General features: G+C 56.3%; 11 protein-coding genes. 7 read left to right on the top strand and 4 right to left on the bottom strand.

Translation table 11 applies throughout. From position 1 onward, the window contains the following. Window positions 1-117 precede the first annotated feature (117 nt). The 3 genes from CPH65_RS08850 (at window position 118) to CPH65_RS08840 (ending at window position 3,179) form a co-directional block, all read left to right on the top strand. Window positions 118-1,074 carry a mitochondrial fission ELM1 family protein gene (locus CPH65_RS08850; protein WP_244574576.1) on the top strand — a complete coding sequence of 319 codons (957 nt, stop codon included), beginning with the start codon at window positions 118-120 and terminating at the stop codon, window positions 1,072-1,074. 74 nt (window positions 1,075-1,148) lie between these two features. Beyond that, window positions 1,149-2,093 (top strand): thioredoxin-disulfide reductase, encoded by a 945-nt coding sequence (gene trxB / locus CPH65_RS08845; RefSeq protein ID WP_371359440.1) that lies wholly within the window; start codon window positions 1,149-1,151, stop codon window positions 2,091-2,093. A gap of 195 nt (window positions 2,094-2,288) precedes the next feature. Further along, entirely contained in the window at window positions 2,289-3,179 is an 891-nt protein-coding gene (locus CPH65_RS08840) for a LysR family transcriptional regulator (RefSeq protein ID WP_096176324.1), read from the top strand. A gap of 566 nt (window positions 3,180-3,745) precedes the next feature. Here the strand turns inward: CPH65_RS08840 and msrP are convergent. Further along, the gene (gene msrP, locus CPH65_RS08835) at window positions 3,746-4,759 is read right to left on the bottom strand and encodes a protein-methionine-sulfoxide reductase catalytic subunit MsrP (protein ID WP_096173142.1); all 1,014 of its coding nucleotides are present in this window, start codon (window positions 4,757-4,759) and stop codon (window positions 3,746-3,748) included. A gap of 218 nt (window positions 4,760-4,977) precedes the next feature. On the opposite strand from msrP, the gene CPH65_RS08830 reads away from it, so the two are divergent. Next, the gene (locus tag CPH65_RS08830; protein ID WP_096173141.1) at window positions 4,978-5,700 is read left to right on the top strand and encodes a CPBP family intramembrane glutamic endopeptidase; all 723 of its coding nucleotides are present in this window, start codon (window positions 4,978-4,980) and stop codon (window positions 5,698-5,700) included. Window positions 5,701-5,768: 68 nt separating this feature from the next. On the opposite strand, the gene CPH65_RS08825 is transcribed toward CPH65_RS08830, so the two are convergent. Beyond that, window positions 5,769-7,826, bottom strand: a complete 2,058-nt coding sequence (locus CPH65_RS08825) for an elongation factor G (RefSeq protein ID WP_096173140.1) — start codon at window positions 7,824-7,826, stop codon at window positions 5,769-5,771. Window positions 7,827-8,259: 433 nt separating this feature from the next. Continuing rightward, on the bottom strand, window positions 8,260-9,462 hold the full coding sequence (locus CPH65_RS08820) for a pyridoxal phosphate-dependent aminotransferase (protein ID WP_096176323.1): 1,203 nt from the start codon (window positions 9,460-9,462) through the stop codon (window positions 8,260-8,262). 669 nt (window positions 9,463-10,131) lie between these two features. On the opposite strand from CPH65_RS08820, the gene CPH65_RS08815 reads away from it, so the two are divergent. Both CPH65_RS08815 and CPH65_RS08810 read left to right on the top strand, forming a co-directional pair. Then, window positions 10,132-11,877 (top strand): tetrathionate reductase family octaheme c-type cytochrome, encoded by a 1,746-nt coding sequence (locus CPH65_RS08815; protein ID WP_197703993.1) that lies wholly within the window; start codon window positions 10,132-10,134, stop codon window positions 11,875-11,877. 11 nt (window positions 11,878-11,888) lie between these two features. Further along, window positions 11,889-12,647, top strand: coding sequence for a cytochrome b/b6 domain-containing protein (locus tag CPH65_RS08810; protein WP_197703992.1), 759 nt, complete (start codon window positions 11,889-11,891; stop codon window positions 12,645-12,647). A 119-nt stretch (window positions 12,648-12,766) separates the two neighbouring features. Here the strand turns inward: CPH65_RS08810 and CPH65_RS08805 are convergent, their stop codons facing one another. Further along, window positions 12,767-12,967, bottom strand: a complete 201-nt coding sequence (locus CPH65_RS08805; RefSeq protein WP_096176320.1) for a DUF2892 domain-containing protein — start codon at window positions 12,965-12,967, stop codon at window positions 12,767-12,769. Between the two features lie 255 nt (window positions 12,968-13,222). Here CPH65_RS08805 and CPH65_RS08800 point away from each other — a divergent pair, with 255 nt between their 5' ends. Next, window positions 13,223-15,739 carry a marine proteobacterial sortase target protein gene (locus CPH65_RS08800; RefSeq protein WP_096173139.1) on the top strand — a complete coding sequence of 839 codons (2,517 nt, stop codon included), beginning with the start codon at window positions 13,223-13,225 and terminating at the stop codon, window positions 15,737-15,739. Window positions 15,740-15,812 lie beyond the last annotated feature (73 nt).

Raw genomic sequence — 15,812 nt, 5'->3', positions numbered from 1 at the left:
ATAATCCCAAACGGTTACGAATGGAAACTTTTGACACATTTTTGTTCGCATTTCCGACACAGACTAACAATCCTGTGAATGATTCGAAAAATCCACACAAAAAGGGGCATTCTCGTTGTGACTGATAGGGACCGCACGATCTGGGTTTTGAGCGATGGCAAGGCTGGAGACGAGAATCAATGCCTGGGCGTTGCAGAAAGACTGGGTGGAACCATCGACGTGCGGCTTGTCGCACCCGGGCGTCCATGGGTCTGGGCAATGCCGTGGGGTCCGATCCCCCCACAAGACAGGCCGGACAAAGAGGGCTCGCCGCTCTCCCCTCCCTTTCCCGATGTGGCAATCGCGTCGGGCCGCCGCACAGTGGCCTACCTGCGCAAGCTCAAGGAAATCAGCCCGGAGACAACGACGGTCTTCCTGAAGGATCCGCGCACGAAATCGCTGAATGCCGATCTCATCTGGGTGCCGATCCACGACAAGCATCGCGGCTCCAATGTGCTTGCGACCCTGACAGCCCCCCATCGTCTGTCCCCTGCCCGCCTCAACGAAGCGCGCACGGGAGGCCCTTCTGAATTGCACCGCCTCGCCGCGCCGCGCGTCGCGCTCGTTCTGGGCGGCGACACGGCCAAATCGGCTTTCGGAACCAGAGCAGCCCATCGATTGGCCGATCATCTGGTCCGGCATTTGCCCGCCAACATGTCCATCATGGTCACCCCGTCCCGGCGCACCCCTGCCCATTTGATGAAGGCGGTGAAACAGGCCCTCTTGCCGCGCCCCCACTGGATCTGGGACGGCTCCGGCACCAACCCTTATGCCACGATGCTGGCCCTGGCCGACGCTATCATTGTGACAGCCGATTCTCACTCCATGCTGTCCGATGTGATGGCAACCAATGCCCCCATCTATATCTTCGAGCCAGATGGCTATCCGCCCAAGCTCAAAGGCACCATTGACCAACTTGTGACCCATCCGTACGTGCAGCGCCTTGAGGACACCCTTGAAACCGGCAGCAGAGCCCCCATAGATTCTACTGAACTGATTGCGGATGAAATCCGTGATCTGCTAAAAACAACCTAATCAATTCGGCTCCGCCCGATTCTCGATCTCCCAATTTCCGGATGATCGCACCCAATTCGAAGAAAGACACTTCAATGCACAGCAAAGTATTGATCATTGGCTCCGGGCCGGCGGGCTACACTGCTGCAATCTACGCCGCGCGCGCGATGCTAGAGCCGACCCTTGTTGCCGGTATGCAGGAGGGTGGCCAGCTCACCATCACCACCGAAATCGAAAACTATCCCGGATTCGCGGACGAAATTCAGGGACCGTGGCTGATGGAGCAGATGAAGGCGCAGGCCGCCAACGTCGGCACCAAACTGGTGTCAGACATCATCACCAACGTCGACCTGTCGTCTCACCCTTTCAAGGCGAAGGGTGACTCGGGAACCGAATACACCGCCGACAGCGTCATCATCTCAACCGGTGCACAGGCGCGCTGGCTGGGTCTTGAGAGCGAAGAGCAGTTCAAGGGGTTCGGCGTTTCGGCCTGCGCGACTTGCGATGGCTTTTTCTATCGCGGCAAGGAGGTTCTGGTCATCGGAGGCGGCAACACGGCCGTTGAAGAGGCGCTCTACCTCACCCATCATGCCGACAAGGTGACGGTCATCCATCGCCGCGACGAATTCCGCGCCGAGAAGATCCTGCAAAACCGTCTTGAGAAGAACCCGAAAATCCATGTTATCTGGGATACCGTGGTTGAAGACTTCGTTGGCAAACAAGGCTTCCCGCCGAGCGTCACAGGCGTGAAACTGCGCAATGTTAAGACCGGAGAGATCACGGATCTTGATGCGGATGGCATTTTCGTGGCCATCGGACACGCTCCTGCCGTAGAGCTGTTCAAGGATCAACTGAGGATGAATGACAACGGCTATCTCTGGACCGCACCCGATTCGACAGCGACCTCGATCCCCGGCGTCTATGCCGCTGGCGACGTGACCGATGACAAATATCGTCAGGCGGTGACAGCCGCAGGCATGGGCTGCATGGCCGCACTGGAAGCCGAACGATACCTCGCAGAACTCGAAGACTCTGAATAATAACGTATTTTACGTCGGAAAGAGTTGGATAAGTCGCTCAGAGCTTTGATTTGCATTGCAATGTTATTAGACTATAGGCTACGCCAGTTTATGCATGACTGGCGTAGCCTAAATGCATAGCAGGGTTTAGGAATCAAAGGACAGCAAACCTGAATGGCCCGGAGTCGATCTTGGGGCGATTCATTGGAGGGCGATATGGATTGGGACAAACTGCGCATCTTTCATGCGGCCGCTGATGCGGGCAGCTTCACACATGCCGGTGACAAGCTGCATATGAGCCAATCTGCCATTTCCCGACAGGTCAGCGCCCTTGAGGCCGATCTGGGCGTCACGCTCTTTCACCGCCACGCTCGAGGCCTGATCCTGACCGAACAGGGCGAGCTGCTCTATCGCACGGCGCATGACGTGTTGATGAAGCTCGAAACCGTTCGCACGCATCTGACCGACTCCAAGGAAAAACCCACCGGCGAATTGCGCCTGACCACCACGGTCGGGCTCGGGTCGGCCTGGGTCACCCAGCATATCCCTGACTTCCTCGAGCTCTATCCGGGCATTTCGCTCAATCTTCTGCTGGAGAACGAAGAGCTCGACCTTGGCATGCGCGAGGCTGACGTCGCGATCCGCCTGCACCAGCCCGTGCAACCCGATCTCATTCAGCGCAAGCTCTTCACCGTGCATTTCCACATGTATGCTTCGCCGGACTATCTCAAGAAGTTCAGCCAACCCAGATCCATGTCGGATCTGGAAGATCATCGCCTGATCAGCTTCGGGGAAAAACATCCGAACTATCTGCGCGACATGAACTGGCTCGAGACAGCAGGCATGCCTCCGGGACAGAAACGCACAATGGCGCTCAAGGTGAACAACATCCTCGGGATTCGCAGCTCGGTGATGCGTGGCGCAGGCATTGCAATTCTGCCTGACTATGTTGTCCACCCCCGCGACAACCTTGTTCAGCTGCTTCCAAGCGTCGAAATGCCCAGTTTCGAAACCTATTTCGTCTACGCTGCAGAACTTCGCAATTCAATGCGCATCAATGCTATTCGCGATTTTCTGCTCTCCAAAGCAGCCAGCTGGCATTATTAATCCGCTCTACGCCCTGTTTCACAGAGTTTATTCCGCTTCCGAAAGACGCGGGATCTCTCGGCGTGTGGCATTTTGTTGCCATGCTATATCTGCATAACTGTCATGCGGCTTCAGTCATTGAATATCGTCTAAATTATAGGCATATATAGCCTCAGCTGAAGGCAATTGTCGTTGCTACACTCCTCCCAGTAATGATGTTTGTAGCCAGCTGTTCCCCTCTGGAAGGTGATTGCTCCGTGGGTTTCCACGGAAAATACTTCAAAGCCGGACATTAGTCCGGCTTTTTTTTTGCCAAATGGTGAGAAGTCCAATCGCCCGATACAGGGCGACAGATGCCTAATTATTAGGCTTCGAAAAATCTGCCTATTAATCACCCATTCCTGAATCAAAAGATTATGCTGTTTGGCTTGCACCACATGCATGGATAGAGGCAGATGAGACCTCGGGGTGCAGCACGCCATCACCCGATCATGTGCGCCCACATACCAGGGTTGAGCGTGAAACCACATCGACACGCCAAAGCCACATAAAGAGACAAAGGTCAGCCCAGCGGCATCGAATGACAATCAACGGAACAGGATTTCGGTCTTGCCAAGCTCCTTGTAGAGATGAGCGACCTGCTCGCCGTACCCGTTGTAGAACTGGGTCGGAATTGTCTCGTCCGTGCCCAACACGCGCTCGGTCGCCTGGCTCCACCTTGGATGCCTGACTTCCGGGTTCACATTCGCCCAGAAGCCATATTCCTTCGGCGCCAACTGCTCCCAGAAACTCACGGGTCGCTTGTCGGTGAAAGTGAAACGCACGATCGACTTGATGGACTTGAAGCCATATTTCCATGGCAGGGCAAGACGCAAAGGCGCTCCGAACTGCTTGGCTGCAGGCTTGCCGTAGGCTCCCGTGACAAGGAATGCAAGGTCGTTGGTCGCCTCTTCCATGCTCACCCCTTCAAGATAGGGCCAAGGATACCATGTCTGCCGCTGACCGCTGGCCCACATGCTCTTGTGAAAGGTCTCCATCTGGATGTATTTGGCACCAGACAGGGGCTTGGCCTTCTTGACCAGATCAGCAAAGGCAAAACCGGTCCAGGGAATTGTCATCGACCAGGCTTCAACACAGCGGTGACGATAGAGCCGCTCTTCAAGCGCCATGGACCGGATGAGCTCATCAATATCGAGCTCCATCTCCTCTTCCACCATACCGTCGATGGTGATGGTCCACGGGCGGGTCTCCATCCGCTGGGCAGCCTTGGCGATGCGCTTGTGTGAGCCGAACTCATAAAAATTGTTGTAGGTCGAGCTGATCTCTTCCTTGGTGATCGGGCGTTTGATCGTATAGGCCTCATTGCGCTTTGCAGGATAGAGATCGAGGGTCAGATCCTTGAAATCCGATGTTCCAACGGACTGGCTGATATCGCTTGCAAAAGCCGCACCGGCATCCGCCCCCTGACCACTCAGCGTCAAGGCAGCCCCGCCAATCAGCAGAGAAGACCCGCGCATGAAATTTCTGCGATTAAGATAGACCTGTTCATCCGTTGCAGCGCTTTCGCGCAAGACCCAACTGGGCAGATTCCTGATCAGCATGCGATCCCTCTCCTCTCAAACTCCATGACATAAAGCGTAGCGGATGAGCCAACTCCCATTCAAGTCACCATCCCGTGTAGTGATTTTCGATGTTTTCCAGCGCCTTGATTTCAACCTCGACGCGCCTATCTCCTAGAAAGAAAGTCATCAACTTATACGATCATTCATACTTGTCGGACCCATCAGCCTCAAAGGCCCAGATTTTCAGAGCCACAGCCATGACACCTCCTAACAGCTTGCGGCAGCCTGCGGGCGAGACCGAATCCCAAAACCTGACGTCCCGCGCAAAAATTTGGCTCTGGGTGGAGTTTGCCGCGCTCTTTGTGATCGCTCCCCTCGTCATGGCAGCCTCTGTTTCATGGCATCTGGTGCCAACCGACCGCATCCCAGGCGCTTTCGTCCTGCTGTTCGCGATAGCAATCTTCCTGCTCTTCCGCACACCCGGCTTTCGCTGGCGTTCGTTGCTGGAGGGCCGCTGGATTCCAAGCTGGCCTCTGGCCATTGCCTTTGTGGCTCTGACCGGCGCCGTCAGCTATGCTCTGACCATGCTCGAAGCACCGCGAGCCCTTTTCTTGCTGCCCCAGAGCATGCCGCGCCTCTGGCTGATGATCACGATATTCTACCCGCTCTTCTCGGTCATTCCGCAAGGGCTAATCTACCGGGTGCTGTTCTTTGCCCGATACGCGCCCCTCTTCCCCAGCAACCGCATCGCGATTGCCACGAGCGCCATCACCTTCGGCCTTGCCCATCTGTTCTATCTCAACTGGGCCGCCGTCATCTTGACGATGCTGGGCGGGCTGGTCTTTTCATGGACCTATGCCGGAGCAGATGCTGATTGGCGCTCTTTCCGCTCCTCCGTCCTGCTCCATGCCATCGCAGGCTGGTTGCTCTTCACCATCGGCCTTGGCGGGGTCTATTTCTACCATGGCTCGATCGACTAAGAGCCATCTTCAATGCCAACAAAAACGGGGCCAGCGGCCCCGTCTTAATCTCGTTCCTGTCGTAAGGATCATTCCGCTGCGGCAGCGGCGGCTTCCATAACCATGTCGGCTTGTCGGCCGGTCAGCTCCTGCATATGATCGAACGTGGCCTCGTACGAGGCAACACCAGCAGAAATCGACCGCAGCTCAATGATCAGATCGACGATCTCCGATTGCGGCATGAGGCTCTCCACCACATCCCAGCCTTCCCAGCCGGGACGCGCATCATAGCCCATCAACTGTCCGCGACGCCCGGCAACGATGGTGTTGACCTTGGCGGTCACATCATTGGGCACAGCGATCTTCACATTCATGATCGGCTCCAGCAGAACCGGACTGCACTGCGGCAAGCCTTCCCGCATGGCAAGCGCGCCAGCGGCACGGAAGGCCTGATCCGAGCTGTCCACCGCATGGTAGGATCCGTCACTGAGATTGACCGTCACATCAACCACCTTGAACCCAAGCGGCCCCTTCACCAGAGCATCCTTGATGCCATTCTCCACCGAACCGAAATAGTTCTTGGGCACCACACCGCCGGTGATGGTCTCGGTGAACACAAAGCCCTCGCCGCGCCCAACTGGCTTGATGTCCAGCACCACATCGCCAAACTGGCCGTGCCCGCCAGATTGTTTCTTGTGCCGACCACGCACGGATGTGCCCTTGCGGATGGTTTCCTTGTAGGGAACCGTCGGGGCGTGATGCTCGATATTGATCGAATATTTGCCTTCAAGCCGTTCCAGTGCGACACGCAAATGCATCTCGCCCTGCCCCTTGAGGATGGTTTCGCCGCTATCCTGGTTCTGTTCGATGATCAGCGACGGATCTTCCTCAGCGAGCTTCTGCAAGGTGGCATGAAGCTTGACCTCATCCCGGTGCTCCTTGGGACTCACGGCCATGGCATAGACCGGGGCGGGTGGTTCGAACTGCTCCAAGGGCTCGATCCCGGCCTTGGCAGTTGTCAACGTCATGCCCGTGTGGGCATTATCGAGCTTGCCCAGCGCGATGACCTGTCCCTGAACGGCCTTATCATCCTTTATCGTCTTTTGCCCCTGCACATGGAACAGACCGGACACACGGCCGATCTCCTCTCCATCGGCGGTGAAAAAGACATCGCCATCCTTGACGCTGCCCTTGAGGACGCGAGAGATCGACAACTTGCCCCCGTGGGAGGTGTGAATGGTCTTCATGACCTGCACAACGGAAGCGCCGTCAACGTCCGGGCAACCGAGCCGCTCGACCGTGGCGGAAATGGCGAGCCCTTCGTGACGCAGGGCCTTCAGCAGCCGCAACACGCCATTTTCATGCTCGGCAGACCCGATCAGAACCGGCACCACAAGACTCTGGCGCATTTCCGCGACCAGATCATCAAACACCTGTTCCTTCGATGGCTCCATGTCTTCGAGCAGAATTTCCATCAGCTTCTCGTCGTGATCCGAGAGCGTCTCGAGCATGGAGTAGCGCGCCTCCCACTCGCGTTCCTGATCACCTTCGCTCATGTCGACGAGTTCACTGGGAGCGTGATCCTTGTAGCTAAACGCCCGCTCGAGAGCCAGATCGATGTATCCGATGGCCTGTTCGCCCCGCCAGATCGGGATCTGGCGCAGCAGCAGCGGCGGCGTGCTGGCCTGCTGCAAGGCTTCGACAACCTCGCGAACACGGCTGGCGCACTTGTCCATCTTGTTCAGGAAAAGAATGCGCGGAATGTTGCGCTCTTCAAGGGATTTGAGAATGACCTGCAAGGCAGGAATTTTCTTCTCGTCCGGCTCGCACACCACGATTGCAAGATCAGCGGCGGAGAGAGCCGGGTAGCTTTCAAACTGGAATTCGACTGACCCGGGACAGTCGATGAATGTATACTGGTCTCCCAGAAACTCCGTCTCGGCGATATTCGCCTCAACTGACATATGATGACTTCGCGCCTCATCCGAGGCATCCCCGATCGATCCTCCACCATCGACCGTTCCGAATTTGTTGATTGCGCCAGTTCGCGTCAGCAAGGCTTCAAGGAGAGTGGTTTTACCGCTTCCAAAGGGCCCAACGATCGCAACGCATCGCGGACCCTCTATTCTTCTGCCGGCTTTTCCCATGGCAGATCCTCCTTTCATACATTTTGATTTGATGCCCGGCACTTGATCTGATCAGTCCTCCTACAGCCTGATCAGCTCCTCCATCGAAATATCTGGCCCCTTCAAAAACTCCTCTTGTTCAAATATTCCACCAAACTGTCAACGTGTCGGACGGACATCCTAAAGCTTAGCTCAGATTGGACGCCCCCCCTTGATCAAACGCAAAATTATTTCGATTAGCAGGGTGAAACACCACTATTCGACGAATTGATTATATCGACACCCGTATTGAGCGCAGGCCCAATCCACCGTCTCATGCGCACCAAACTTCCCTCATTTGCGGCCCATGCAAAAAGCCCATGCATGAGTGCGCATGTGAAAAGCGCCGCCACAAAAAAGAGCAGCCCGTCCAAAGACGCGCTGCTCTCATATGCAGAATGATCTGTAAGCCCTGTTATTTCAGTGCAGCACAGAATTTCTTGATCCGCGCACACGCCTCGGTCAGCGCCTCGGTTGAGGTGGCATAGGAGACACGGAAATAGGGGTTGAGACCAAAGGCAGAGCCCTGAACCACAGCAACACCTTCGGTTTCGAGCAGTGCGGTGACGAAATCTTCGTCATTCTCGATCACCTTGCCCGAAGGCGCGGTTTTGCCAATGGTACCGGCACAGGACGGAAAGACATAAAAAGCCCCTTCCGGTGTCGGGCATTCTAGCCCTTCGCACTCGTTGAGCATGGCAACAACCATGTCGCGGCGTTCCTTGAACACGGCAGCGCGTTCGGGAATGAAATCCTGCGGGCCATTCAGAGCCTCGACCGATGCCCACTGCGATATGGAGGTCGGGTTCGAGGTGGACTGCGACTGGATCTTGCGCATCGCGGCGATGAGCTCCATCGGAGCGGCACAATAACCGATACGCCAGCCAGTCATGGCATAGGCCTTGGATACACCGTTCATCGTGAGGGTGCGATCCTTGAGGGACGGCTCAACCTGAACAGGGGTGACGAATTTGAAGTCGTCATAGACCAGATGCTCATACATGTCGTCAGTCAGGATCCAGACATGGGGATGCTTGACCAGCACATCGGTGAGCGCTTTGAGCTCATCATGCGTGTAGGCAGAGCCAGTCGGGTTGGACGGCGAGTTGAAGATGATCCATTTGGTCTTGTCCGTAATGGCCGCTTCGAGCTGCGCAGGCTGCAGCTTGAAATTGGTCTCAATGGTGGTCTCGACAGCAACCGGCGTACCGCCAGCCAGCAGCACGATGTCCGGATAGGACACCCAGTATGGCGCCGGAATGATCACTTCATCACCCGGGTTGATGGTGGCCATCATTGCGTTGTAAATGATCGGCTTGCCGCCCGGAGCCACATAGCATTGGCCCGGCTCGTAATCGAGGCCGTTCTCGCGTTTGAACTTCTCCGAGATAGCCTTCTTGAGCTCTGGGATGCCATCCACCGCAGTATATTTGGTTTCGCCCCGTGTGATCGCATCGATACCAGCCTGCTTGATGTTATCCGGTGTATCGAAGTCTGGTTCTCCGGCCCCCAGACCGATGACGTCACGACCAGCGGCCTTGAGTTCTCGCGCCTTGTTGGTGACTGCGATGGTCGCAGATGGTTTCACGCGCGAAAGCTGCTCGGCGATAAAGCTCATTGAGCCCTCCAAATATTCAGCTAGAAAAATGTCAAAACGGATACCCACGCCAACCACAAAGCCCGGCGCGACCGCCACGGCACCGTAGTGCAGCCCCCCTCATTATTCAAGCAGCGCTGCATAACAATTGGTCAGATTCCGCCGCAAGTGATGAAGAATCTTGCGCACAAATGTACCCAACCAACAGCCCTAAACCTACAATCGTTTCATTTCACCCGGGTTGGGCAGAACACGCGCACCCGGCCTATGCGATTATACCTAACCCATTTCGTAAAAAGTCAATTTCGTCGCCACGCACCGTCAGCCGCGACGTGCTGGGTATCCTTTCAGACCGAAAGTTCTGCATGCACTCCAATATGGGAAAGGAAAAACGCACCGAGCTTGCCGCCCAATTTGGAAGCATCCGTTCGCAGCCCGAAAAGTGAGGCCATATGAGCCCGAGGTCCTCTTTATGCTTTGGTCGTGTGACATTCGGTCCGACTGAATATATTTGATTTTCCAAAACAAGTATTTAAAATCCTTATTTAAATACGCTCGTCTGCAATGGCCAAACCTGCCGCGTCCTGTGCGGCATGGCCCAGAGCAGACAATGACAAAAGCAACTGACCACACCATCAGACAAACCGGGTCGGCGATCCGCACCCCAGCTGCAATCGTTCGGAGGACCACATGACGAACCTTGCAATGAAGAAAAGACCGCAATGGCCCGCGCCCCAAGGGCTATCAGGGCGCGTCAGCCTTTACCTCATGCTTCTCATTGGTCTGGCCCTTGGCACCACAAAAGCATTTGCTGCTTCAGAGGCGGATGCACCGCTGCCGCATTCGCCGATCAAGCCAGCCACTGTACAGCTTTCAGGCAAGGCACCCGGTGCAACCGCTGACCATTCCAAATTTGAAATCCTGCAACAGGATTTCAAATCCGGCCCGGAGGTCACCAAGGCATGCCTCAAATGCCACACCGAAGCCGCAGACCAGATCCACGACTCCATTCACTGGACGTGGGAATATCAAAACGAAAAGACAGGCCAGACTCTGGGCAAGCGCACGGTGATCAATGCCTTTTGCGGCAATGTTGCCTCGAATGAACCCCGCTGCACCTCATGTCATGCAGGCTATGGCTGGGATGACATGCGCAAGGCACCACCGAGCGCACCAGAGGCGGTGGATTGTCTGGTCTGTCACGCCGACACGGATCTCTATAGCAAATATCCTACCAAGGCCGGTCACCCGCTGTACAAAGCCATTACGGTGAATGGCAAGGTCATCGAGCCGCCGGACCTGACCAAGGCGGCCCAGTCGGTCCGAAACCCGCAACGACAGAATTGCGGCTCCTGCCATTATTATGGCGGTGGCGGCGATGGCGTGAAGCATGGCGATCTCGACAGCTCGCTCAATCATCCCGGCAAAGAGCTCGACGTCCACATGCGCGAAGATGGCCTCAACATGGCCTGCACCGCCTGTCACGCAGGCTCTGGCCACCGATGGCCCGGCTCGCGCTATCAGACCGAAGCCAAACCTTCGACCAAAACCCTGAGCGGCGGGGACACCAAGACAGCCAAGATTCGCAAACTCGATCAGTTGGCCGGTCTCATGACGCCAACCGCTTCCTGCGAGAGCTGTCATTCGAGCAAGCCGCACAAAGCCAACGATCTCATGGGCATCAAGCTCAACAACCACACCGACACGGTCGCCTGCCAGACCTGCCACATTCCCGAATTTGCCCGTGGCGGGGTTGCCACCAAGACCCTGTGGGATTGGTCAACAGCCGGCAAGCTCAAGGACGGCAAGCCCTACACGCTCATGGATGAGCACGGCCATCCCAGCTACATGTCAAAAAAGGGCGATTTCGAGTATCACGAAAATGTCCAGCCGCATTATGCATGGTTCAATGGCACAACGACCTGGACGCTTCTCGATGACACCATCGACCCGTCCGCCCCCGTGGAAATCAACGCTTTGAGCGGCACGGCAACGGATGGGCAATCCCGCATCTGGCCCTTCAAGCGCATGCATTCGCGCCAGCCCTATGACGCGGGCACAAACAAGTTTGTCTATAACCATGTCTTCGGACAGGACGACACGGCACTCTGGACCAATTTTGACTGGAGCAAATCGGTGCCTGCGGCCATGGATTACATCGGCAAGGATTTCTCAGGCGAACTCGGCTTTGTCGATACCTTCATGTACTGGCCGATCACCCACATGGTTGCCCCCAAATCACAAGCCGTCAAATGCACCGAATGTCATGCCAACCAAGGCCGTCTTGATGGGATCACCGGTGTCTACCTGCCCGGACGGGATTCCTTCCGGTGGCTTGATTTCATCGGATATGCAGTCTTTGGCCTCACGCTGCTTGGCGTCTTGATCCACACACTGCTGCGCATTCTCTTCCGCAACCGCGACAAAGAGGCATAAGGAGACGCCCCATGACTGACATCCCTTCTCCAACCTCTGGTGTGCCAATGCCCGATCCGGCCAGAAAATCCACTCCCGGCAAGCACTCTCCGAACAAGCGGCCCCCAAACAAACGTTCAGTGAAGATCTACACACGCTACGAACGTTTCTGGCACTGGTCGCAGGCGCTGCTGATCTTCATCCTCGCCCTGTCAGGCTTCAACCTGCACGGCACGCTCAGCTTTGTGCCCTTCCCGCTAGCAGTGATGATCCATACCTTCGCGGCCATCACGCTCATCGTGCTGTGGCTCTTCACCACTTTCTGGAATTTCACCACCGGTCAGTGGCGTCATTATCTGCCCCAGAACAAGGGCCTGTTCGCGGTGATCAAATTCTATGCGTGGGGCATCATCTCAGGCGCACCACACCCCTATGCCAAAACGCTCAAACGCAAGCAGAATGCACTTCAGTCGCTGGCCTATCTCACCTTCATGGTGATCATCGGCCCGGCGCTCTGGCTCACCGGCATCGCCTATCTTCTTTATAATCTGTGGGCGGAGTTTGACAGCAGCCGGCAGCTCTTCTCGGCCGTTGCCTTCCTGCACACAGCCGCCGCCTTTGCAATGATCACCTTCGTTGTAGTCCATGTCTATATGACCACCACTGGCAAGACAGTGTTTCACTATATCCGCACCATGATCACCGGCTATGAGCATATCGAGTTGACCAAGGCCGAAGAAGCCTATCTCGAAGAACAGGAACCCGAACTCCTACGACATCCCAAAGGGTGAGCCATCTCCCTTACAAAAGGAAAAGCCGCCCTGATCACTCGGGGCGGCTTTTGAATTTTTAAAAGGGAGAAAGAATGCTTCAGGGGCGAACGCCAGGTTGAATGAACCGGTCTACCAGATCAGAATGCAGATCCCGGCTTGACGCCAAACTTTTTCATGATCATGGCCGCCGGGCAGAACCCGGTGAAGGCCGACTGCAACAGGTTGGCACCGATAAACACGGTCAACCAGACAAACAGCGGATGCACGAACATCGTCAACACGACAGAGAGAAGAACCATAAAGCCCGCAAAGGCAAACACAGCACGATCAAGACACATGGTCGAAGACTCCATAATTAAGTACTTTCTAATATTCTTATATTAGTATTTAACAGTTGTAAAGGGCCTTCACCTCCGTTCATCCCGCTGCGACAATTTGTGACCTGCCTCACAGGCTCCAGTACCGGCAACTGATCCAGCCACAAAATGGTCACACGATGGCACCGGGGCCGCCCGAATTGCCCCAAAACCGCGCCTCAATCCCGTGACACTGTTTGATGACCATCAACACTCTTTTGCGGGAAGAAAAAAGAGATGCGACAGACCAAATCCAAAAGGAAAGCGGGAGAACGGGAGCGGCACTTCGTCGAACTCGGCCCCAAGAAATCCAATCACGAGCAATCCATTTCATCGGCATTCAAGATCTGGATCGGCGCTTATGCAGCAGCCGTATTGCTGGGCCTTCTCATCGTGCCTCATGTCGCCCATTCAGCTCCGATACCAAACGCAGAGCAGATCCGGGCGCAGGCGGGCCAAGCGCCATCGGCACCGCTGATCAGGCCCGATGACATGCAGTCTGGCGGGCTGCTCTTCAAGTCCAAGGAGGAAGGCCGCTATATCGAAGCCCCCAAGGTCGCCACCGACATCAAGCTCGATATCACCGGACCAGTGGCTCGAGCTGTCGTCACCCAGAAATTCGCCAACCCCAGCGACGCCTGGCTCGAGGGTGTGTACGTGTTCCCCTTGCCGGACAATGCCGCTGTCGACCGCATGAAAATGAAGATTGGCGAGCGCTTGATCGAAGGCATCATCAAGCCAAAGGAAGAAGCCCGCCAGATCTACGAAACCGCCAAACGCGAGGGCAAGAAGGCGAGCCTTCTCGAACAGCACCGCCCCAACCTCTTCACCAATGCGGTTGCCAACATTGGCCCCGGTGAATCCATCACCATCCAGATCGAATATCAGCAGACCATACCGCGCAAGAATGACGAGTTTTCGCTTCGGGTTCCTCTCGTCGTTGCCCCGCGCTACAATCCGACCAACCTGCCACTCAAACCGGTCATGGACCTTGAAGCCAATCAGTCAGAAAGCATGACAGGCTGGGGCAACACGGATCCTGTGCCGGATCGCAAGGCGATCACTGCCCCGGTTCTCGATCCCGAAAAACACCCCAAGACCAATCCGGTTACCCTCTCTGTCGATCTCAAGCCGGGGTTTCCAATCGAGAACGTCGTCAGCCACTATCATGACGTGACAATCACGCCCGGCGAGGATAACCGCGTCACACTGACACTCGGAAAAGACGCGGTTCCCGCCGACAAGGATTTCCAGCTCACATGGACCGGCAAGCCGGGCAAGACGCCCAATCTGGGCCTCTTTCACCAGACCCTGACGCCCGACACTTCCAAGACCCAATCAGAAACCGCCAACGACGAACCTGGCAATACCGTCACCGGTGAAGACTATCTGCTTGCCTACATCACGCCACCTTACAAACTGAGCCAAGAGCTCGCCGTTCCGCCACGCGAAGTGGTTTTTGTCATCGACCAGTCCGGCTCCATGGCAGGCCCTTCCATCAGACAAGCCAAGGCCAGCCTGATCGAAGCGCTCGGCCAGCTCAAGCCGCAAGACAAATTCCAGATCATTCGGTTCAACAACAAAATGGCCGAGCTTTTCGCGACCCCTCGTGAGGCCACCCCGGAAGCCATCGATCTGGCCCGCAGTTGGGTCAAAGCCATCAATGCGGACGGCGGAACCGAGATGCTGCCCGCCATGATGAGCGCGCTCAAGGATGGCAATCCCGATTCTGGCACCCTCAGGCAGGTGATTTTTCTCACCGACGGGGCCATCGGCAATGAACGCCAGCTTTTCGAAGCCGTCAAATCCCAAAAGGGACGCTCGCGCATCTTCACCGTTGGCATCGGCTCGGCACCCAACAGCTTTTTCATGTCCCGTGCCGCTGAAGTGGGCCGGGGCACCTTCACCCACATTGGTGACGTGACCGAAGTGAAGGACAAGATGGGCAAGCTCTTCACCCAGCTCACCAGCCCTGTTGCCACGGACCTGAAGATCGAGCTCGAAGGTGGCGAAGGCGTTGAAGCCTCGCCAAGCGCCCTGCCCGATCTTTATCGCGGTGAGCCGGTCATCATGGCCATCAAGGCTGCAAAGCTCGGCAAGACCCTCAAACTCACCGGCCGCTTCAACAACCAGCCGTGGTCCATGTCAGTCGACATCACCAAGGCCGCACCGTCCAAGGCCATCGACACACTCTGGGCCCGCGGCAAGATCCGCCAGCTGGAGAATGAGCGGTTGCTGTCCAATGACTATGCCTCGATCGACAAATCAATTGAAGCGCTCGGCCTCAAGCATCATCTGGTCACGCGCCTCACCAGCCTTGTCGCCGTCGACGTGACCCCGTCCCGTCCGGCAGAGGAAGAACTCGAGAGCAAGAAAGTGCCGCTCAACCTGCCCGATGGCTGGGAGTTCGACAAGGTCTTTGGAGAACAGGCTGAGGTCACCGCCGATACTGCCGCACCGATGCAGGATCCATCCGTTGCCCCCACGCCGGGGTCGGTCTCCCGCACACTGAAGCAGCGCTCGAATACGGCAGGGTTCCTCAAGGACACCAAGCAGCTTCTGGCAACGACAGCCGCCCCCGCCAAGCGGTCGGCACAGCTGGCCCTCGCACCAACCGGAACACAGCAGATCAGTCTTCCCAAGACGTCGACGGCATCGAACCTGATGATCCTTTTGGGAATTGCCATGCTGCTTATCGCAGGAAGCCTTCTGGCATGCCTGCAATGGCGACGGATCAAACCCAGCTCGAGTTGATAAGCATCACGAATATCAGCATCACGCGAAAGAGACCCCGTCTTTCGCGTGATGCACAAACACAAACCATCAG

The organism is Cohaesibacter sp. ES.047 (assembly GCF_900215505.1).
In the GTDB taxonomy this organism is placed as follows: domain Bacteria; phylum Pseudomonadota; class Alphaproteobacteria; order Rhizobiales; family Cohaesibacteraceae; genus Cohaesibacter.
This window is presented reverse-complemented; position numbering and strand designations above follow the sequence as displayed.